Genomic DNA, 21,286 nt, shown 5'->3' with positions numbered 1-21,286 from the left:
CGAGGCACCGGGCGCCCGGCCGGAGGCGCCGCCCCGGGGCCGGACGGCCGCGTACCGGACTCCGGTCGGCGAGTTCCGTGCCCTGCTGGCGCACGCCGACACCGTTCTGGCCGCCGTACGGGGGGAGTTGACCGGCGGGCCGTACGACCCCCTGGACGCGCTACGGCGGATCGCGCGGGCCGTCGAGCCGGTCGGCGCGGGGCGCTTCGGCGCCGTACCGCTCGCCGGATTTCTCGCCGCCCGCAGCGCCACCGCCGCCGCCGAGGACTTCGTGACCACGCACCGGGCGGCGGTGGGCGCCGAGGCCCGCACCCTGCTGGCGGAGGCGGTACGGCTGCTCGCCCAGGGCGGGACCCGGGACGCGGACGAACTCGCCCGCAAGGCAAGGGAGTTGGCCGAACTGGACGTGCGCACACACGGAAACCCGTACACCGGCGAGGCCGGGTACGCGGTCGGCCTCGCCGGTGCCGTCCTCGGCGGCGTCCTGCTCGGCGAGGCCCCCGACGGGGGCCCTCCCGCCGGCTTCGGCGGGCCACACACCCGGGGCCGCCACGGGCCCGCGCGGGACTAGGCCCCGGGCGGCGCGGTCAGAACAGGCTGAGCAGCGCCTCCGCCGGGTCCGCCAGGGCGTTCTGCCCGTCGGGGAGCGGGAGTTCGAACCAGACGGTCTTGCCGCGGGGCGTCCGCCGGGAACCCCACGCCGCGCTGAGCAGGCCGACGAGTTGCAGCCCCCGGCCGCCCTCGTCGGTGTCCCGGGCCCGCCGACGGCGCGGCTGGACCAGGCCGGAGTCCCAGACCTCGCAGACCAGGGTGCGGTCCAGCAGCAGACGGAGCCTGATCTCCCCCTCGCCGTACCGCAGCGCGTTCGTCACCAGCTCGCTGACCAGCAGCTCCGTGGTGTCGACCAGCGGTTCCAGGTGCCAGCCGAGCAGTTGACGGCGCGCGTACTCACGGGCCCGGCCCACGCTGCGCGGCTCACGCGGCAGCGTCCAGTCGCCGACGGACTCCGCGGGCAGCCCCTGCACCCGTGCCATCAGCAGCGCGATGTCGTCCTCGCCGTGATGCGTGTCGAGGGTGTTGAGAACGTGGTCGCAGACGTCCTCCAGTGCGCTGCTCGGGTCCGTCAGCGCGCCCACGAACGCCTGGAGTCCCTCGTCGAGCGGATGGTCGCGGGATTCCACAAGGCCGTCCGTGTAGAGGGCCAGCAGGGCGCCCTCGGGCAGTTCGACCGTCACCTCCTCGAAGGGCTCGCCGCCCACGCCGAGCGGCATGCCCGGCGGCACGTCCAGCATCAGCGCCGCCTCGCCCGGCTCCACCAGCACCGGCGGCAGATGACCGGCGTTGGCGAACGTGCAGCGCCTGGTCACCGAGTCGTACACCGCGTATACGCACGTCGCCAGGTAGACCTCGGACAGGTCGGCGTCCCGGGGCTGGCGGGCCGTGCGGGTGGCCTGCTGGACGCCGCCCGGTGTGCCGAGGCCCCGGGCGATCTCGTCCAGCGCGGACAGCACCTCGGCCGGTTCCAGGTCGAGCAGCGCCAACGTGCGTACCGCCGTGCGCAGTTCACCCATGGCCACCGCAGCGCGCAGCCCGCGGCCCATCACATCGCCGACCACCAGCGCCGTGCGGTGGCCGGGGAGTTCGATGACGTCGAACCAGTCGCCGCCGACCTCCGTGGCCGCGTTGCCGGGCAGATAGCGGCAGGCGATGTCCAGGCCGGACGCCTCCGGGTCGCCGGGCGGCAGCAGGGACCGTTGCAGTATCAGCGCGCGCTCGTGCTCGCGCCGGTACAGACGGGCGTTGTCGATACAGACCGCGGCGCGCGCGGCCAGCTCCACGGCGAGCTCCCGGTCGCGGTCGCCGAACGGCTCGCTGCCCTTCGTACGGGAGAACTGCGCGAGGCCGACGACCGTGTCGTGGGCCATCATCGGAACGGCCAGCGTGGACTGGACGAGGCCGCCCTCCTCGGCGGGGACCCGCTGCGGGCGGGCGGTGCGCAGGGCGTCCGCGCAGGGCGAGTTGAAGGGGTAGTGGTGGACCGCGCCGACCTCGACCGGAGAGCCGCCGCCGACGATCGGCGCGCCGGAGACCGCGCTGGCGAAGGCGACGCGGCGCAGTTCGGCGCTGCCGTCGGCGAGGCCCGGCGGGGTCTCGTCGCCGGCCAGCAGCCCCTGGTAGAGGTCGACGGAGGCGAGGTCGCAGAAACCGGGCACGACCACGTCGAGGAGTTCGCGGGCGGTGGTCTCCAGGTCGAGGGAGTTCCCTATCCGGGCGCCCGCCTCATTGAGTAGGGCGAGGTTCCGCCGGGCGGCCGCGGCCTCCCGGGCCGCCTCCCGGCGGGCCGTGATGTCCGTGCCGAGCCAGGCGATGCCGAGCGGGCGACCGCTGCCGCTCTGCACGCGGTAGAGGTTGACGGACCAGTGCCGACGCTCCTCGGAGCCCGGGACGAAGCCCGTGACATGCATGTCCGTGATGGACTCGCCGGTCGCCAGGACCCGGCGCAGGGTGGCCACGATCCGCTCCGCCTCGCCCCGTTGCAGATAGTCGTGGACCCCCCGGCCGCGATGGTCCTCGGGTACGCCGCCGAAGATCGAGGCGATCCGCGCGTTGACGCGGCGCACCCGCAGATCGGTGTCGATCAGGAAGAAGCCGAACGGAGATTGCCCGAAAATCGCCTGCGAGGCGGCGAGGTCCGTCTCGATGCTGCGCAGGGTACGGACGTCGACCACGATGCAGACGGCGGCCCGTTCGCCCTCGGCGGTCCGGGTCGGCATGACGTACACCTCGGCGAGGCCCTCCTCGCCGCGCCCGCCGGCCATTCCACCCGGCACCCGGAAGGGGACCACTCCGGTCCATTCCCGGCCGTCGAGGACCTCGGCCATCTTGCGCTGGCCGCGCTCACGCTGGTCGGGGTCGACGAACGCCTCGATGGGGTCCATGCCCACGGCGCGCTCGGCGGGGATCCCGAAGAGCTGCTCGGCCCGCAGGCTCCACTGGTCGACGAGCCCGCCGGGGCCGATCGAGAAGGACGCGACCTTGATGTAGTCGTAGATGGAGCCGGGCGGACTGCTCTGCCACATGGCGTCGCCGGGCGCCATGGCAGCCGCCACCCCGCGACCCCGCGCGCCGCCCGACGGGTCCTCCGACTCCGTGGCCTTCGCTGGTATCTCGCTCACGCGAACCGTCCCCTCCAGCTCACCGCGCCCGGCACCGGTCACCGGGGGCGGCTGCCCGCAGTATCCAGCACTACGGGGCCGCACGACACGGTGTTCACGATCACAGCCTGGTCCAGGCGCTGTTCGGACCGGGCCGTGACAACATTTCCAGTCTTCTAACCAGGGAACACGCCGTCGAATCACGTCCCGCGACAGCCGTCGCCGAACGGGCGCCGAGAGTGGACGGCACGGCGGGGTGTGTACACCCCTTACTCCCGCCTTCCGCACACCGCCACACCCCGTTCAGCACCCTGCCGCCCCACTCCCCGCCCGGCCCCAACGCCCCACTCCCTCGCACTCCGACGCCCCGTTTCTTTCGCACTCCAACGCCCCACTCCCCCGGCACTCCATCACGCCCCTTCCCATATACCGACGCCCGCCCTTCGCGCACCGGCGCCTTCTCTCGCGCCGACGCCTCACTCTCCGCGTCCCGCGCGCCGCGCGGGAGCGGGCGGCAGCGGCGGCGGCAGGTAGGTGTTTCAGTTCGGCACCGTCAGTTCGAACCAGACCGTCTTGCCCCTGTCGGCGGGCCGGGTGCCCCAGCGGTGCGAGGAGTTGGCGACCAGTTGGAGACCGCGGCCGCTCTCGTCGTCGGGGCGGGCTACGCGCTCGCGCGGCGGGTCGGGGAGCGGGTCGGAGACCTCCACCCGCAGGGTGGTGCCGAGGTCCGCGGAGCGGACCAGGCGGACCCCGATCGGGCCCGTCGCATACCGCAGGGAGTTGGTCACCAGCTCGCTCACCAGGAGTGCCGAGAGGTCGGCGAGACTGTCGAGCCCCCAGTCCCGCAACTGGTCGCGGACCACGCAGCGGGCGGTGCGCACGGCGCCGGGGTGCGCCGGAAACGCCCATTCGACGCAGTCACCTACGGTGTCGATCACGCCGATCACTTCCCAGGCCAGCCAACCCACCCCACGTCCGGTTTCATGGGGTTAATAGGCACATACCCGATATCCGGGACCCAGTACCGCTCGAGAAGGCGCACAGTGGCACAAACGGCTTACGGGATGCTCAGCGGGCTTCCGGGGCCAGTCGGCCCACTACCTCGCGCACCGCGGGGACGTCCTGGTCGAGCCAGTCCACCTGCCAGATCTCGCCGGGAGCGAGCAGGCGCAGCGCGTCATGGTCCTGGAGGGGTTCGGGGGCGGCGGAGCCGGGGCGCAGCCGGGCGGTCCACACCTGGAGCACATACGGGGACTTCAGGGGCCATTCCCCCGGGATGCGCGCGACGAGGTCGGCGTCGACGCCGAGTTCCTCGCGCAGTTCGCGCACCAGGGCGTCCTCGGGACGCTCGCCGGGTTCGACCTTGCCGCCGGGCAGTTCCCAGCGTCCGGCCAGCTCGGGGGGTGCGCTGCGGCGCGCGGCGAGCAGCCGGCCGTCGTCGAGCAGGGCGGCTCCCACCACCACGATCCGTTCCGTCATGCGCCGGAGCTTACGGGAGCGCACGCCGGGTGGGCTGAGAGCGCACGCCGGGTCAGGCGCGGGCGCCGTCTCCGAGCTGGCCGACGCGCTCGACCCAGTAGAGCTGTTTGTGTCCTCGGCCGTCGAGGCTGTCGGCGATCTTCTGGGCCTCGGCGCGGGTCGCGTATCTGCCCACGCGGTAGCGATTGCCGTTGTCGTCCTGTCGTATGACGAGCCAGGGGAGCCAGACCGTGCCGTCGCTCATTGCGCCCCTCCGCTGCCCGTCGACCCGCCCTCTAAGGAAACCGCAATCCGCATATGCCCGAGCGTACGCCTAACCTTCACTCAGCGAATACGGCTTTTCACAAGGAGGTATGCAACCGGCCAGAACACCGGGGCGCACGATGACGAGTGCGCCCTTGGTGCGTCCCGGTGCACGGGGCCGCGGGCATGTCGAGGACAGCGGGGGCCACCTGCGAAGACGACCGGATTCCAACGGCCCGCCGGCGCACGCCGATCCGAGCGTTGTGAGTCGGAACACCCAGGGGGTGTGCGCTACTTCACCGGCAGGTGGTACGAAACCCGGTAGCGGTCCGCGGGGATCACCACGTCGGCCGTCTCGACCGGCCGGCCCGAGGCGTAGAACGTGCGCTGGACGACCAGGACGACATGTCCGGGGACGCCGCCCAGGATGTGCAGTTCCTCGGCGAGCCCGGGACGGGCGCCGACCTCCTCGGTGACGTTGTCCACGATGACGTCGATGGCGCGCATGCGCTCGACGACGCCCATGCCGCCGAGCGGGCCCTCCTCGGGGAGCATCACCGGCGTGCGCCCGGTGACGGCGAGGGGTTCCCAGGAGGTGGAGAGCATCATCGGCTCCCCGGCGTCCCGGAAGAGGTACTTGGTGCACATCACGCGGTCGCCGGCCCGGATGCCGAGCCGCTCGGCGATGACACCGCTCGCCTCGGTCTGCTCGCTTCTGGACTCCCAGGTGCCGCGGGCGGTGTTGTCGGCCTGCTCCTGCCGGAACGGCGTGGCACCACCGTCCGGCCGGAACCCGGAGCGGGCCACGTGCCGGGGCACGGGCCGCTCGCGCACATACGTCCCCGAACCGGAGCGCCCCTCGACCAACCCCTCCGCCATCAGCACCTTGCGCGCCTCCAGCGCGACCGTGTCCGAGACGCCGTACTCCTGGCGGATCCGGGCCTGTGACGGGAGCCGGGTGTGGGGCGGCAGCGAACCTTCGACGATCTTCTTGCGGAGATCACCCGCGACACGCAGGTACGCCGGTTGCTCACCGAAAGTCACTGGCCGCTCCCATCAGGTTGTACAGACAGCAAGAGCCTGGCAACCGTGGGTTGGGACGTGCAAGCAAAGGCCAGAGAATCACTCGATGTGATTACTTACGGCCGGGGAAGGCCCGTGCCCAGGCATTTTTTCTCCCCGCTCCCGACGCGATCACACCTCCATGCCGGCGCCGCCTCCGCCGCCACCCGTACCGCCACCGCCGTCCGGCTCCGACGGCGGGGTCGCGGCCAGCCCCAGAGCCTTGCGCGCCGTGACCGACCCGCTCGGGTCGAGAAGGTCGTACCCCTTCTCGTAGTGCTCGTAGAAGGTGTCCACGTCGCCGGACCCGGCCGCCTTCGACCACTCCGCCCGGGCCTTGTCCAGATCGCCCGCCAGTGCCGTCACCGGCCCGCTCGCGCCCTTCGGCCAGTCGTGCCCGCGCAGCATCCCGGACTGCTTGCTCAGCGCCGTCGAGACACGCCGCGCCCATGCCCGGTGGCCCGGCAGGTCGTCCTCGACGTACTCCGCGTCGGGCGCGGTGTCGAGGGCCGCGTTCAGGACGTGTGCGGCCTTCAGATAGGCGACCTGGTCGGCGTCGAGAACCGTCTCGTCGTTGCGCAGCGAGCCGGTCAGCGGCTCGCCCTCGCTCGTGTTGCCGAACAGGCAGGTCACCGCGCGGTCACCGACCGCCCAGCTCTCCATGGTGGGCACGAGGTAGTACACGTCGACGTCGTCGAGCACGGCCCAGGCGTCCATCGCGTAGTCGTCCTGGAGTGCGTAGCAGCGGTCTCCGGCGGTCTCGTCCAGCGACTTCCGGCCCGGGTAGGAGCCGTCCGGCAGATCGAAGGAGGCGAACACCTCGGCGTCGTGCTTCTCCGCGCAGGCGACCTTGTCGAGGTCGTAGGTCTCGCCGCGCAGCGAGCCGCCCGGCGCGTTGAAGCACTCGCCCTTGGACAGCGTGAAGACCGCGTTGTCGCGCGCGCCCTCCTTGAACCCCTCCCAGAACTCGCCCGCCCCGCCCGTGGCGAGCATCAGCGTCCACAGCGCGAGCCCGATCCCGGACAGCACGGAGCCGCCGATCGCCAGCCCCTTGCCGCGCTCCCCGCGCCGTTTGATCTGCCGCAGCGCGACCAGCCCCAGCACCAGCCCCACGCCCGGCAGACAGCACAGGATGCCGAGCACGAGGGAGGAGATGGCGAGCCCGTTGACGGACGCCGGCTGCGGGTAGGGGTTGTAGCCCTGACCCCACCCCGGGTACGGCGGCTGCCCGTACGGACCTTGCGGATACGAACCCTGCGGATACGAACCCTGCTGATGCTGGCCCTGCGGATACTGCTGATACTCCGGATGTGGACTTGGCCGGTACGGATCCTGCGGATACGGCCCCTGCGCGTACGGACCGGGCCCGTCCGCGTACGGACCTGGCTGTTGCGGAGACGGACCGGGCCACGGAGAGTGCCCTTCGGGCTGGTGGGGGCCGGGGGGCGGGGGTATGGACACCGGTTACCGTGCTCCTGGGTTCGGACGGCGGCAGCGCTGAACTGACGTACGACTTCGCGCATGGTATGCGCGTTATGGGTGGGGGTGGAATGCGGGTCACACGTACGACGGTTCGCGCGGTGCACGGTCCGGCTCACGGGCCCCCGCCTCGCTTCGAGGACGAGTGGGAGAACGACGAGTGAGCGAGCTGACGCCCGAGACGGTCCGCGCGGTCAACGCGCTGACGGCGAGCTGGGCCGGGTCCTTTGACGAGGGCACCGTGCTCTCGGCCGCCGGAGTCTGGCCCCTGCTGGCCTTCCTTGTGGACGGGGCGGCGGGCCCGGCCCGTACCGAACTGGCCCGGGCCCTCGGCGTGCCCGCCGAACAAGCGGCAGGCGCGGCACGGGAGTTGCTCGCCGCGCTGAACGCCATGCCCGGCCTGGGCGCCGCCCTCGGCCTGTGGACCGGCCGCACGCTGGACGTACGGGACGAGTGGCGGTCCGGGCTGCCCGCGGACACCCACGGGGCGCTCGACGACGACCCGAAGGCCGCGCAGCGGATCCTCGACGCCTGGGCGGCGCAGCGCAGCGACGGGCTGATCGAGCGCATGCCCGTCACGCTGACGCGGGACGCCGGAATGGTGCTCGCCAGCGCCCTCACCCTGCGCACAGACTGGCCGCGCCCGTTCACGGAGGAACCGCGCCGACCGGACGTCGGGCCCTGGCGGGGGCGGACCCTGCTCGGACTCCACCGCAGGGGCGTACGGCCCGACCGGATCGGCGTGGTCAGCGCCCCCGAGGGTCTCGTGACCGCGCTGAAGGTCCCCGGGGACAACGGCATCGACGTCCATCTGCTGCTCGGCGAGGAGCGGATGACCCCCGGGCAGGTCCTGCGGGCCGGCATCGGAGCCCTGGAGCGCGCGCTGCCGGTGGTCGGGGGCGGCCGACTCCCCTACGGGCATGTGGGACCGGGTCTGAGCGTCGAACGGCAGCCGTCCGTCACCCCCGAGCCGGTCACCCTCGACGTCAGCACCGTCGCCTTCGACGTGACGGCCGACCACGATCTGCTCGCCCTGCACCACCTGTTCGGGCTCACCACCGCGCGGGACACCGGCCGGGGCCACTTCCCCGGCATCAGCGGCTCCCCGCTCGCCATCGGGGCGGCCGCGCAGTCCGCGGTCGCCCGGTTCGGCGCGCTCGGCTTCCGGTCCGCGGCCGTGACCGCCGTCCTGGCCGCGCCGGGCGGCATACCGCAGTACCGCCACGAAACCACCGTGGTCCGCGCCCTCTTCGACCGCCCCTTCGCTTTCCTGGCCACCCACCGCCCCACCCGGCTGACCCTGGTGGCGGGATGGGTGACGGAGGCGGTGGCGTACGCCCCGGGCCCGGGCCGGGCGTAAAGGGCGGGACTCGGCCTTTGACCTACGACGGCAGGGGGCGGCGCCGATGCGGTCCCTTGCCGGCCCCGCGTCCGCGGCTCACGGGCCCTCGCTCACACGGGACTTCCCCGGCCACGGTCGCTCCACCTTGATGCAGCCACTTGATACAGCCACGCCGGTCGGCGGGACGCGTACGCGACGCCTCGCGGGCCGTGCGCAGCATGGACCTCAAGCAGCTCCGCAATTCCACAGGCACTCACGAGGTAAGAGACCTCAAGGCACCACGGCTATTGGGGTTGCCACGCCCGTACCAGGTCCTCCGGGCCCCAGTTCGCGGTCAGCGGCAGTTCCTCGGCCACCCCGCAGCGGGAGACCGCGACCAGCGGAGTGTCCGGGGCAGTACCGGGGACAGCGAGCATGTCGCGTACCAAGGCGTCGTACTCATGACGGCCGAAGGGCTGGGTATCCAGCCACTTGATGGACCCGACGAAGTGCACCTGCCGAGCCGCAGACTCGCGGTCTGCACCGATGAGGTCGATCTCGGGGTTGTTCTGACGGTTCCACCAACCGCCGATGGCCTCGGTCTCGGGCCACTCGTCATTGGGCATCAGGCGCAGCAAGGACTCGCGGATCAGTGGCTCGACCGCTCGACCGCGCCAAGTGGTCCATGACCGCTCGATACGCTCCAGCGCCAAGTCACCCCGGCCACGCTCGATCAGTGGGATCGCGCGTGCCAGGAAGGCCAGCCAGAACCGTAGATACGGGTCGGCGATCCGGTAGCGCTTGTTCTTGCCATCCGGCTTGACGGACAAGGGGAGATCAGCGGCCAGGACTCGCTTGGCCTGCAGCATGGCCAGCAGCGGGGAGAGCGTACCGGACGGCAGCGCGCCGGCGCCGCCGGCCTGGGCTGCGATCGCGCTGAACGTGCGCTCACCGCTGCCGACCGCTTCCAGTACGGCCCGTGAGTGCGAAGCCTCGGGGAATTCGCCCAGCAGTGACAGCTCGCCGGCCACCAGCAGGGGCGAGAGCGGATTGGCGACCGAAGCCTGCAAGAACGCCGTACGTCCCATACCCGGCCGCCATGACTGCACGATCTCGGGGAACCCTCCAGTGATCAACTGGGCGTCGACGGCTCCTGCAGCGTCGAGTTCGGTCATGGCCTGCACGTCGGCCAAGTTCAGGGGACGGACGGTCATTCTCGCCGCCCGACCGAAGAACGGGCGCCCATACGACTGCAGTGCCTCCATGACCGATGTATCGCTGCCAACCAGCAGCAGAAGTACGGGCTTGGAAGACAGGTGGCGATCCCAGACAGTTTGGAGTGCGCCCTCGAATTCCTGATCCTGCTCCACCAGCCAGGGCACCTCGTCAATCACCGCGATGCTGGGTGAGTCATCGGGTACCGCGAGCGCCAGCGCGCGCAGGGCCTGGTTCCAGTCCTGCGCCTGGAGTCCGGCGACCAGCTCCGCCCCCGGCAGTGGCGACTGCGCGAGGGTCGCAGCGAAGTCGGCACGCTCCGTCACAGGGTTACGTCCCCGGGTGGCCTGGAACACCACGTACGGCGCCCCCGAGCGGTCGCAGAACTCCTGGACCAGTCGCGACTTCCCCACCCGGCGCCGGCCCGTCACGATCACAGCCCGCCCGCGAGTGGCTCCACCACCCTCTGCCACTGTCCGGTACTGCTCGGCCAGCAGTTCAAGATCTCCGACCCGACCTTGGAACTCCACAACACCTCCCGAGGGGAATTAACGTAGATAGATTATTACGTAGATTGAATCTTACTTCACCTGGGGGGCCTGGATGATGGTCCAGCACCTCCGAGCACAAGCGACGCGAGGCTCAGGCCGAGCTCCGCAAGGTCCCGCCAAGCGGTCATGACCGCGGCCAACGGACTGCTGGCCAAACAGGGACTGTGCCGCGTGCAGCGCAACGGCACTACCGCACGCCTTCCACACCTGCCGCTTTCCACAAAACTGACATATCAGCCGAAATCCCCTGCGGTTCTCCATGCTTCCGCTGATACTCCCACCCCGCAGGGGAATGGAATTAGTGACGGAAATTCCCCCCTGAAGCCGGTCGCGGGCGCTCGCGAGGATATCGTTGAGCGGCGCTTTGGAAACCTTCGATACGGGCAGCAGCACTTCGGTTACTTCAGTTATTTGGCGGCGTCATTCAGGCCGATTCCGGTGAATGCCCGGGGTCAGTTCTCCGTTCCCGCGGCCCAGAGCACGGTGTCGCCGGACTTGATCAGAACGTTTCCGTCGGCCTGGAACACAAGGACCGCTCCTTGGTGGACATTGGTCTGTGAGGCCCACAGGGGCTGCCCGCCGTTGTTGTAGACGACCAGATTGCCGTCTGTCTGGAAGCGGGCTGAGTTGCCCTCGCCCTCGGTCATCGCAGCCCAGCGCGGCTTGCCGTCCTGGTCGTAGATCACCAGGTTTCCGTCCTGCTGCATGACCAGAGTCCTGGCTCCGGCCACCACGGACTCTCCTGTGGCCAGCTCGAACGTGGCCTGTATGACCTTGAGTGCCGCGCTCTTCTCCTGCGGCTCCTGGGCCGAGGCGGACGGCGTCGCGTCCGCGCTCGCCGAGGCAGACGGTGTCCTGTCCGCGCTCGCCGAGGCGGCCGAGGCGGACGGCCGTCCCTGCGCGGACGGGGCGGACTCGGCCGAGGAACGCTGCGTACCGAAGTGGACGGCGGCCACCACGGCCACCACGACCGCGACCGCGGCGATGGCCGTGGTCAGCAGCCAGGCGGGCCGACGCCGCCGGCCGGGCTCGGCCGAGGCGTCGAGGACGGTGTCGGACCTCATCGTCCTCGGTACCGATTCCTGAACGGCAGGGGCCGTGCCGGAGCCGGTGTGGTGTGCAAGGTCGACCACGGTGCGCGCCGCGTGCTCGGCCTCGGTCAGTCTTCCGGCCAGGGCCGTGGGGCATTCCTCGGGCCAACGCCCGATCCGGCCGTCGGCCTCCGCCAACCGTCCGCCCAGCTGGGCCGCGGTCGGGCGCGCGGCCGGGTCCTTGGCCAGACACTCGGTGAGCAGCGGCACCAGCGAGGGGGCGACACCGGCAAGGTCGGGTTCCCCATGGACCACTCGGTACATCAGCGCGGCCGCGGGGAGCTGCTCCCCCGCGCGCGAGAAGGGGCCGCGGCCGGTCGCGGCGTAGACCAGCAGGGCGGCCAGCGAGAACACGTCCGCGGGTGCGGCGGCGACACCGCCGATGGCCTGGTCCGGTGCGAGAAAGCCGGGGGAGCCCACGGAGACACCGAGGCGGGTGTGCCGGTCGTCGTCGGCGGCCCGGGCGACACCGAAGTCGATCAGCCGTGGACGGTCGCGGGCCAGCAGGACGTTCCCGGGCTTGATGTCCCGGTGTGCGAGGCCGGCCTGGTGCACGGCCTGCACGGCCCCGCACAGTTCGGCGGCGAGTGAGAGCAGCGCGGGCTGCGGCAGCGGGCCGTGGGCCGTGACCCATTCGGCGAGCGACGGCGCGGGCACATACTCGGTGGCCAGCCACTGCGGGCGCCGGCCCGGGGCGCTGTAGTCCACGACGGTCACGGTCCACGGCGAACGGACGCGGTCGCTGTTGCGTATCTCGCGGGCGAACCGCTCCTCGAACCCGGGCTCGGAGCTGAGATCGTCACGGATCGTCTTCAGCGCGAGCAGCCGACCCGAAGCCGTACGGGATAAGAACACCTGCCCCATGCCGCCCGCACCGAGCCGGCCGAGCAACGGATAGCCGCCTATGGACGTCGGGTCCGAAGATTGAAGGTTATTCATGACGACTGTTCCCCGGAAGTGTACTGGAGTGCTCGAATTACGCGGTGGGCCTTGGCTTGCATACGGGCGAGCAGGACGGTCCGCGCCCGCAAGTATGCCGGATGGGTTCGCCCTACGCTTTTCCTTCCGGCTCATTGGCGAGGTCGGAAAGGGCTCAGTAGCTGAGTGGTCCCACAGATATCTGGGGCAGGACGGTGCCGTCGCCCACTTCGTACCACTCCGCGTCGGCCTGGTCGACATCCACTTCGACGCCCGCCGGTTCGAGCGCTTGGCGTATGCGCTGCCGGAGGGGCTCGCTGAGAAAGTTGTGGTGCAGGTCCAGCTTCTTGAGGTGGGTCAACGGCCGGCCACCGAGGAGGGCGGCGGCGCCCTCGTCGCTCAGGGTGCCCATGGACAGGTCGAGCACCTGGAGCCGGGCGGTCAGCGGGGCGGACGCCACGGCGGCGGCGACCTCGTCCTGGATCTCGCTGTTGCGCAGGGCCAGGTGCCGCAGCCGGGGCAACCGGGCACCGGACAGAATCGGCTCCAGGTCGGCCGCCGTACCGTCCGCACCGTCGTCCGAGCCGCCCAGCCACAGTTCGAGGTGCTCCAGCACGGGCAGTTCGCTCGTCCCCACACCGCGTACGACGTCAGCCGGCAGACCACTGCTTTGCACGGTCAGCTTGCGCAGCGCGTCGTGACGCAGGGCGGGGAACCTCAGTTTCAGGGTTTCACCCAGGCTGATGCCCTCGCCCGCGCGCACCCCGAATTCCTCCAGTGCGGGGAAGCCTGCCAGCAACGGTGTGACGTCGGTCTGACTGATCCGGGAGAGCTTGCACTCCTTGTCCGTGATGTCCCCGAGGAACACCGAGCGCAGGGCGGGCAGCCGGTCACGCACGGCCAACAGCGCTTCGATGACCTCGGAGGGATCGGTGTCTTCCACGTCGTCCCAGCTGCCGACGATCAGGGCGCGGACCCGTGCGATGTCAACTTCGGTGCAGAAGCGGTCGAATTCATCCGCCCATCCCCCGCTGGATGTCCCTCTCTCGTGGCCGATCCGCCAGGCCACGGCGTCGGGCTCAGCCGGCGTTGTCGTCTCGCCGGACCCGGGAAATGTGAAGGCGGGGAGACCGGCCAGCTCCTCAAGATGGCGGTCCTGGGTTCTCATTCGGACTGCTCCCGCCGTACGACGTGTCAGGGGCGATGCGCGCACCAGTTCTACCAGCGGCGACTGACAACACGCCGGTCGGACCGGTGACGGTTCATCAAGTTCCGAAACAGCATCCCTCAACGCCAGTTGATGCCGGGCAGGCGGACGTCGTAGAAGTCCAGCATCGTCAAGGTACGCGCCCGCGTCCGTTCCTGCATGTAGGGCCAGGCGGCCTCCACCAGGCCGCTGTCGATCAGGAGCTGATCCAGCACCTCGAAGTAGACGGCGCCGCTGACGTGCCGCGTGGAGTGGGCCACGATGCGCTCCACGAAGTCCCAGCACCGGGTGAGCAGTTGTGTGTCCGGGCCGTCGCTCCTCAACTGCGGCATCAGCACCGGTGTGGTGAAGCATCCGGCCAGCAGTTCGTACAGCATCACGGCCGCGTCCTCGGTGAGGACAGCCTCTTCCGCGGGCCGGTGGAACAGCTCGGCGATGGAGTCGGCGGATTCCGGGATCATACGCAGCAGCAGCGGGGCGATCTCCTCGGTGGGGACCTCCTGGTCCGGATTCTCCCCGGTGGGGACGTCGCTCATGTCTTCCTCAGCGGGTGTGCGGTGGTCGTGCTCATGGCCCTCAACGCCAGTTGATCCCGGGCAGGCGGACGTCGTAGAAGTCCAGCATCATCAGGGTCCGCGCCCGCGTCCGTTCCTTCATATAGGGCCAGGCAGCCTCCACCAGGCCATCGGCGTTCAGGAGTTGTTCGAGCACCTCGAAGTACACGGCGCCGCTGACATGTTCCGAGGAGTGGGCCACAATTCGCTCCACGAAGTCCCAGCACCGCTCCAGCAGTTCGACATCCGGGGTGTCGCTCTCCAGTTGCGGCATCAGCACCGGCGTCGTGAAGCACTCGGCCAGCAGCTTGTACAGCCGCACCACCGGTTTCTCGGTCACCACGGCCGATTCTGCGGGTTGGTGGAACACCTCGGCGATGGAGTCGGCAGTTTCCGGAATCAGGTGCAGCAGCAGCGGGGGGATCTCCTCGGTGGGGACCTCTTTGGACGGGAGTTCGCTCATGTCTTCCTGTCAGGTGTGCGGTGGTAGCGGTCATGAGCGCCAGGCCCGCCGTGCGAGATGCGCGACGGGCCCGTCCTCATCTTCAGGCTAGCTCTCGGGACTCGTACTCAGGCGCAGCTCTCAGGGGGGCAGATGCCTCCGCTCGTCCTGGGCGGCTCCACGGCCTCGTGAAACCCGAACGGGTCCACGACGTCCTTGAACAGCTCCCACCCGCCCTTCTTCCAGCCGTACTCGTGTACATAGGAGGGAGCCTCAGCGGCCGTCGCGACTCCGCCGACGACGCCAAGGGCTCTGGAGAATCCGCGCAGTCTGGTGGGCTGACCGACCGGCTGAGGGCCCTTGAACTGGGTCGGCTTGAACTCCGTGCCGGTGAGGTCCTTCACGGCGGGCGTCTTTGCCACCTCATCGAAGTTCGTCTTGATAGCCGACTTCATCTCAGCGTTTCCATCCATCCTCTTTTTGATGTTTCCGGTGACGTCGCGCGAGTTGAGGGCATCCCACAATTCTCGTGCCTCTGCCTTGGCGACCTTCAGATCGCTATCGGACAGGATATTTTTGGTTTTCTTCCCCGTCTCCCTGGCCTTGCGGTCGTTGTCCAGCACCTCTGAGAGCGCATTCATCGTCTCCCAACCCTTTTGGACATGCAGTTGAGTCTTACCCGGCAGGGACTTACCCGTGTTGAACTCGTGGATGATGGCCGTCGACATCTTGCCATTGCCGAAGACCTGCTTGGCCTTCGCCTTGGGGTAGATCTGCTGGAGCGCTCCGCGCAGCTTGCCGCTGCTCACCGCTGGAGCCTTCGCCCGGCGCTGCATAAAGCCCGGGTTCTTGTTGGGAATCTTGTTGAGGAGCAGGTCGATGGCCTTCTTCAGCAGCTTGAGCATGGCGAGGAAGCCGAAGAACTTGCCGTCCGGGTCGGCGTACACCAGCGGGTTGTTGTTGCCGTAGGTGTAGCCGTTCATCTGCTGAGGGTCGGCCAGGTCCATCACCGGGTCGACGGACAGGAACCGGCCGGTCCGGGGGTCGTACTCGCGGGCGCCCAGATGGGTGAAGCCGGTGTCCTTGGTCTCGTCGATGCCGCCGACGAAGCCCTTGGTTCCGGGCCATGCGGCCGGTGCCGTGCCGCGGGTCTCGCCGAAGGGCGTGACCCGGCGCTGGGTGAGGGCCAGGTCGGTGGCGGCGACGGCCAGCAGGCCGGTGCCGTGGTGGTCGGCGAGGGTGAAGGAGAAGCTGCCGTCGTCGGCGCGGACGGCCTGGTGACCGCTGCCGAGGTCGATGTAGCGGGTCGCCTTCGCCTTGGCCGCCCCCTTGTCGAGGGTGACGTCGGTGTGCCCGAGGTGCAGGGTGGTCCGGTCGCCCGTGCGGTCGATGAGCCGGTTGCCGTTGGCGTCGTACAGGTACTCGGTGACCTTGTCCGGCTTGCCGTCGACGGGTTCGGTGACCTTGGCCAGGAGCCCCTCTGCGTCCCAGTCCAGGTGCTGCGTGCCGCGGTCGGTGGTGTTGCCGGTCGCGTCGTAGCCGTAGTCGGTCCGGCTGGTGCCCGCAGGTCCCTGCGTGGTGAGCGAGGTCAGCTGATGGGCCTTGGGCTCGCCCGCAGGGGGGTATGCGTAGACGTGCCTGACGTCCTTGGCGGTGTCGCCTCCGATGTCGTGCCCGGTGTCGGTCAGCCGGTTGCCGGCCTTGTCATAGGTGTACGACTGCCAGTACGGGGCGGGGCCGCCCAGCTTGGCCGCGGACGGGGAGTCCGCGCAGGTCTGGTCGCCCTGGGCCCATGCCTCCGTCAGCCGGCGCAGGTAGTCGTAGGTGAAGCACTGGTTGTCGGTGCCGGTGCGGGAGACGTCGCGCAGGGAGAGGACGTTGCCGGCCTCGTCATAGCGGAAGGTGACGTTCTGGTCGACGCCCGCCTGGTCCTCGCGGTCCACGCGGGTGCTCGACAGCCGCTGGGTGCCGAACTCGTAGGTGTTGGTGACCTGGGTCTTCTTCCCGCCACTGGACAGGCCGAAGGTGTAGACGAGCGGTTTGCCGGTCTGGCTGTAGATGGCGGTCGAGGTCATGCCCTGGCCGAAGACCGAGATCGGCCGCAGGGTCTGGTCCTCGTAGGTGTAGTTGATCGATCCGCCCGGCAGGGAGCCGGCCGCGGAGTAGCTGAGCGACGCGACCAGGCCGGAGGGCCGGTAGGTGGTGCCGGACTGGTAGGTGCCGGCCAGCGCACCCTCGGACGCCGGGATCACGGTCGCCGTCCTGCTGGGCCGGTACAGCTTGTCGTAGGCGGTCACCGCGGTGGTGTACGCCTGGCCGTCGACGTAGCGGGTCGACTCGGCGAGCTGGCCCTTGGCGCCGGTGACGGTGTCGTAGGTCCACTTGACCCGGAGATCGCCGGTGGCGGAGCCCTCGCGCAGCTCGGTCTTGCGGCCCAGTCCGTCGTAGGTGTTGAACAGGGAGGTGCCGCGCTGGTCGGTGCTGGAGATCACCTGGCCGTGATCGTCGTACGCGGTGTCGGTGCGGCCTCGGTCCGGGTCGTTGAAGGAGATCTGGTGGCCTAGCTGGTCGTAGGTGTAGCTCCAGCTGTTGCCGGCCGGGTCGGTGACCTTCAGCAGGTCGCCCGAGGGGGTGTGGTCGTAGGTGGTGGTGTCGTAGGCCGACTGGGGGTCTCGGGTGTGGTGCTGGCGCAGTTCGGTGATGCTGCCGCGCGCGTCGACCAGGGAGGTGACGGTGGTGTCGCCGACCGGTGGTATCAGGGTGGTGCGGTCACCGCCGTAGATCGTCTTCGTGGTCGACAGGACGGTGCCGCCGTCGCCGTTGCCGGCGATCTGCCGTTCCTCGACCTGGCGGCCCAGACCGTCGTAGAAGGTGCGGGTCTGGCTCTCCACGCCCAACGCGTCGTCGGGCTTGAAGAGTTCGGTGACGGGGCTGCCGGTGGCGAAGTAGGGGGCGAAGGTCTTGGCGGTCAGGCCCCGCTCGTCGTAGAAGATGTCGGAGATGATCCGGCCGCCGTCCGGGCCGGGCGCCTGGGACTGCCGTTCCCGCAGAAACCCGTCGTACAGCTTGTACGACGTGATCTGGCCGCCCTCGTTGTTGAGCAGCTTGGTGGCCACGGTGACGGGCTTGCCCTCGGTGACCGAGTAGGCGTACTCGTACGTCGGCGTACTGCTCGTGGCGCGGTCGGCGAGCCACACCTTGGTGGAGCGGCCGAGGGCGTCGTAGGCGTAGTGGGTGAGGTTGCCGTTGGTGTCGGTCTGCTTCAGCAGCAGTCCGCGCAGCGGGTCGAGGTCCTTGGTGACGGTCTGGGCGCTCGCCGGGTCTTTCGGGTCGGCGGGCGGTGTGGTGGTCCTGGTCTGGGTGGGCAGACCGGTCGCCGGGAGGAAGGCCGTCGTGGTGGTACGGCCGTCGGTGCGGGCGGTGCGCACGGGGTCGGCGCTGCCGGACACGGTCACGTCGGCCGTCAGGTCGGTGACGGTGAGTTCGCGTCCGTAGTCGTCGTAGCCGGCGCCGGCCTCCAGGTAGGTCGCCTTCGTGCCGTTGTCGCTCTTGAGCGGCGCGGTGGCCGTCGGGTCGCCCTTGGTCGGGGCCGCACCGTAGGCGCCGCCGTCGTAGGCGGTGCGGACGTCGTCGATGACGTCCTCGGTCCGGTCGACCGTGGCGTCACACGCCTTGGCGACGGTTTCCACTCGTGCGGGCAGCAGGAGGATGTTCTTGTCGGCGTTGGTGGCGTAGGTCGTGCGGGTGCACTGGTCGTCGTCCGCCGTGGCGGTGTCCCCCAGGTCCTCCTCCTGGGTGACCCGTCCGGCGACGGTGTCGTAGCTGGTGGAGGTGGTGGTGGTGCGCCACTTGTCACCGGCGCCGTCGTCCAGGGAGGTGTAGTTCTTGGTCTCGGAGGTGCCGGTGAAGTTGGCGGTGACGGTGCCCCAGTCGCGGACCTTCTTGGCCGTCTCATGGTGCCAGGGCCGGTTCACGGTCCTTTCCAGGATCTTGCCGCCGGGCCGGTCGAAGGTGACGGTGCGGTACTGGAAGCCCGCGGCCGACTCGTGGTCGGTGAGCGGATCGCCCTCACCGGCGCCGAGCGCGACGGTCACGGACTTGGTGCCGCCCGTCGGTGTCTTGCGGTCGCCGTCCATGCCGCGCAGGAAGTAGTGGTCCTGCTGCGACTTCATGGCGGCGGCGCCGCCCTGGCCGCCGCCCTCGACCCGCACATGCCCGTAGCCGCGCCACTGCGACCAGGTCTTGTACTTCTCCTTGGTCAGGCCGTCGTCGTCATCGAAGTGCCAGGCGGCACCGTCGAGGTACTCGTACGCGGTCACCTCGTCCGGGGCCCCGCCCGTGCGGTCGGTGGCCGTCACGGAGGTGACGACGTACTTGTTGAACCACTCGCGGTCCGGGGCGTCACTGCTGTCACCGCCGATGAACTGCGGGAAGCAGCGGGTGGTGTTGGTCTCGGGGGTCGGCAGCGCGTCGGCGTCGCACGCCGGAGCGGAGTAGTTGACGTCGATCTGCCCGCCCGACTCGTCCGCGACGGTGGACAGCCGCTCCTTGACGAAGGGGGCATAGCCGTCGCCGATGCGGTCCAGTCGGTTGGCGAGCTGGGTGTAGGCGAAGGTGGTCCTGGGCAGCGTGAGCGACGGGGTGGCGGTGTGGCCGGTGTGCTGCACGCTGTCGAGGAGCAGTTGGTAGTCGGTGTCCGCCATGCCCCAACGGTGGCCGAGCTGCCAGGAGTCGACCTTGCCGTAGGTGCCGTCGGACCGCAGGAGCTGGGTGGTGACCGCGGTCAGCCGCTTGCGGGTCCAGAACGACGGCGTCAGCCGGCCGTTGTCGCACTTGGTGCCGGCCGTGCAGTTCAGGTCCCAGGGCGTGTCGTACCAGTAGAACGACTTGCTGTCGATGGTGTCGGCGGCGCAGGTGACGCCGTCCTGGGGCAGGCAGCGCTCGGCGCTGTCGAAGACGACCTGGGCGAGCGGCTTGTCGGCGAACATGCGTGAGGAACGCAGCCCGTAGTCGATGCGCCGCACGTAACCGGCGCGGGTGTAAGGGGTGTCGGCGTCGGCCTTGAGGTTGCGGCCGTAGGAGTTGGTCTCCTTGGCGTAGTGGTAGCCCATGGCGTTGCCGTGGGTGTCCACCACATAGTCGAGGTTCCACCGCCATGCCTGCTGGCACCAGGATCCGGCGAAGTCGGAGGCGTGACACGGCTCGCCCGTGTTGTTGCCGAAGACCGGCACGGTCCACGTCGAGTCGGTGGTCTCCTTGCCGTCCGTCCAGCCGGGCAGCCGGTGGTAGCCGAAGTAGTAGCGCGTACCGTCGGGGGTGGTCAGCCGCCAGTACTCGCCGTCGTCGTCGCCGTTGCCGCGCTCGGTGCTGGTCAGGTGGGCGACGCGGGTGCCGTCGTCCTGTTGCAGCTTGAACTCGTCGTTTCCGGCGGGGACCAGTTCGCCGCCCTTGCCGTTGAAGGTCAGGTAGGCGTTGTCGTACGACCAGCACAGGTCGCCCGGCTTGTTGCCGTCGGCGTTCTTCTCCCCGTCCTCGGCGCACGGCTTGTAACGGCGCTCGATGAAGCCGGGTGACAGCTCGAAGCCGTCGCCCACCCAGGAACCCTGGTTGTTGGTGGTGCCGGTGCGGCCGTCGATCGCTCCGGAGGAGTAGTCCAGGCCCACCTCCGGAGCGAGGTCACCGGGGACGTCCGGCACCGGCATGTCGTAGGACCAGGTGAAGTCGCCGGTGTTGAGTTCGGTGCTCCAGGTCGCCGACGGTGACAGGGAGGTGGCCTTGAAGTCGCCCTTCTCACCGCCGGTCTCAGGCACGGCGGCCAGGACGGTCACCGCGCCGGAGCGCAGGGTCACCGTGTTCGCCGTCAGGGTGTGGCGGTCGGTGTCGTTGCGCGTGGCGAGCGGGGTGCTCCTGCGGCAGGCGTCCTCGGCGGGGGTGGCAAGGGCGCAGGCGGGCAGTTCGACCAGGTGCAGCCGTGATGCGTAGCCGCCGCCGTATGCCTGGGCGAAGCCGGCGTAGTCGACGGTGACGGCGACCTCGCCTGGGCCGGCCGGGGCGGACACCTTCCCGGATCCGGCCACGGCTGCCTTCTGCGGACGGTCCTTGGCTTCGAGGGTGAACAACACTCCGTCGACGCCTGCGCGTTCGGCTTGTCCGCGGCTTTGCAGGCGGGCCTCGACGGCGCCTCGGGCGGCGTCCTTCGGTGTCTTCGGCGGGGCCAGGCGCAGCGGGAGGTCACCGGCCCGGCTGGAGCCGTGCTCGGGTATCTCCACGGTGGCGGTGCCGGGCTTCGGCCAGGCGCGCCGGGGCGGTTCGGCCGGTGTCCGCGGGCCCTTGGTGAGCTTGCGGGGCCGGGGCTTGAGGCCGTCGGCACCGGCCACGGGCTGGTCGGCCTTCGGTACGCCCGGCAGGGGGTGGCCGGTGGCGGCCGCGGCGGGTGAGGCGGCGGCCTGGATCAGTCCGCCGACCATAAGCGCGGACATGACCAGGGAGACCGGCTTGTACAGCGCTCTGGAGGAAAGACGTGGTGGTCTGCGTCTCATGCGTGATGCCGTCCAAGGCTGAGTGGCGTG

13 protein-coding genes and 1 pseudogene are annotated in these 21,286 nt (G+C 70.0%); 2 read left to right on the top strand and 12 right to left on the bottom strand.

The annotated features are described in order from the left end of the window. Positions 1-571 (top strand): annotated as a pseudogene (locus tag ACWEKM_RS07295) (hypothetical protein); the annotation flags it as partial. Between the two features lie 16 nt (positions 572-587). Here the strand turns inward: ACWEKM_RS07295 and ACWEKM_RS07290 are convergent. The 6 genes from ACWEKM_RS07290 to ACWEKM_RS07265 form a co-directional block, all read right to left on the bottom strand. Then, positions 588-3,176 (bottom strand): SpoIIE family protein phosphatase, encoded by a 2,589-nt coding sequence (locus ACWEKM_RS07290; protein ID WP_451620180.1) that lies wholly within the window; start codon positions 3,174-3,176, stop codon positions 588-590. A gap of 518 nt (positions 3,177-3,694) precedes the next feature. Next, entirely contained in the window at positions 3,695-4,123 is a 429-nt protein-coding gene (locus ACWEKM_RS07285) for an ATP-binding protein (RefSeq protein WP_451620179.1), read from the bottom strand. Between the two features lie 100 nt (positions 4,124-4,223). Beyond that, complete coding sequence (locus tag ACWEKM_RS07280; protein WP_451620178.1) at positions 4,224-4,634, bottom strand: (deoxy)nucleoside triphosphate pyrophosphohydrolase; 411 nt, start codon at positions 4,632-4,634, stop codon at positions 4,224-4,226. A gap of 52 nt (positions 4,635-4,686) precedes the next feature. Beyond that, on the bottom strand, positions 4,687-4,878 hold the full coding sequence (locus tag ACWEKM_RS07275) for an SPOR domain-containing protein (RefSeq protein ID WP_451620177.1): 192 nt from the start codon (positions 4,876-4,878) through the stop codon (positions 4,687-4,689). Between the two features lie 290 nt (positions 4,879-5,168). Beyond that, a complete protein-coding gene (locus tag ACWEKM_RS07270; RefSeq protein ID WP_451620176.1) occupies positions 5,169-5,921 on the bottom strand; it encodes a GntR family transcriptional regulator in 753 nt (250 codons plus the stop codon). A 150-nt stretch (positions 5,922-6,071) separates the two neighbouring features. Next, a complete protein-coding gene (locus ACWEKM_RS07265) occupies positions 6,072-7,400 on the bottom strand; it encodes a DUF4190 domain-containing protein (RefSeq protein ID WP_451620175.1) in 1,329 nt (442 codons plus the stop codon). A gap of 178 nt (positions 7,401-7,578) precedes the next feature. On the opposite strand from ACWEKM_RS07265, the gene ACWEKM_RS07260 reads away from it, so the two are divergent. After that, complete coding sequence (locus ACWEKM_RS07260; RefSeq protein ID WP_451620174.1) at positions 7,579-8,778, top strand: serpin family protein; 1,200 nt, start codon at positions 7,579-7,581, stop codon at positions 8,776-8,778. A 266-nt stretch (positions 8,779-9,044) separates the two neighbouring features. On the opposite strand, the gene ACWEKM_RS07255 is transcribed toward ACWEKM_RS07260, so the two are convergent. The 6 genes from ACWEKM_RS07255 to ACWEKM_RS07230 form a co-directional block, all read right to left on the bottom strand. Next, positions 9,045-10,484, bottom strand: coding sequence for an ATP-binding protein (locus ACWEKM_RS07255; protein WP_451620173.1), 1,440 nt, complete (start codon positions 10,482-10,484; stop codon positions 9,045-9,047). Between the two features lie 473 nt (positions 10,485-10,957). Continuing rightward, a complete protein-coding gene (locus ACWEKM_RS07250) occupies positions 10,958-12,535 on the bottom strand; it encodes a protein kinase domain-containing protein (RefSeq protein ID WP_451620172.1) in 1,578 nt (525 codons plus the stop codon). Positions 12,536-12,689: 154 nt separating this feature from the next. Further along, positions 12,690-13,682, bottom strand: a complete 993-nt coding sequence (locus ACWEKM_RS07245; RefSeq protein ID WP_451620171.1) for an STM4015 family protein — start codon at positions 13,680-13,682, stop codon at positions 12,690-12,692. A 119-nt stretch (positions 13,683-13,801) separates the two neighbouring features. Continuing rightward, the gene (locus ACWEKM_RS07240; protein WP_451620170.1) at positions 13,802-14,257 is read right to left on the bottom strand and encodes a hypothetical protein; all 456 of its coding nucleotides are present in this window, start codon (positions 14,255-14,257) and stop codon (positions 13,802-13,804) included. Positions 14,258-14,297: 40 nt separating this feature from the next. Continuing rightward, complete coding sequence (locus ACWEKM_RS07235) at positions 14,298-14,738, bottom strand: hypothetical protein (RefSeq protein ID WP_451620169.1); 441 nt, start codon at positions 14,736-14,738, stop codon at positions 14,298-14,300. A 107-nt stretch (positions 14,739-14,845) separates the two neighbouring features. Next, positions 14,846-21,256 (bottom strand): RHS repeat-associated core domain-containing protein, encoded by a 6,411-nt coding sequence (locus tag ACWEKM_RS07230; RefSeq protein WP_451620168.1) that lies wholly within the window; start codon positions 21,254-21,256, stop codon positions 14,846-14,848. Positions 21,257-21,286 lie beyond the last annotated feature (30 nt).

Source organism: Streptomyces sp. NPDC004752 (genome assembly GCF_053601275.1).
This window is presented reverse-complemented; position numbering and strand designations above follow the sequence as displayed.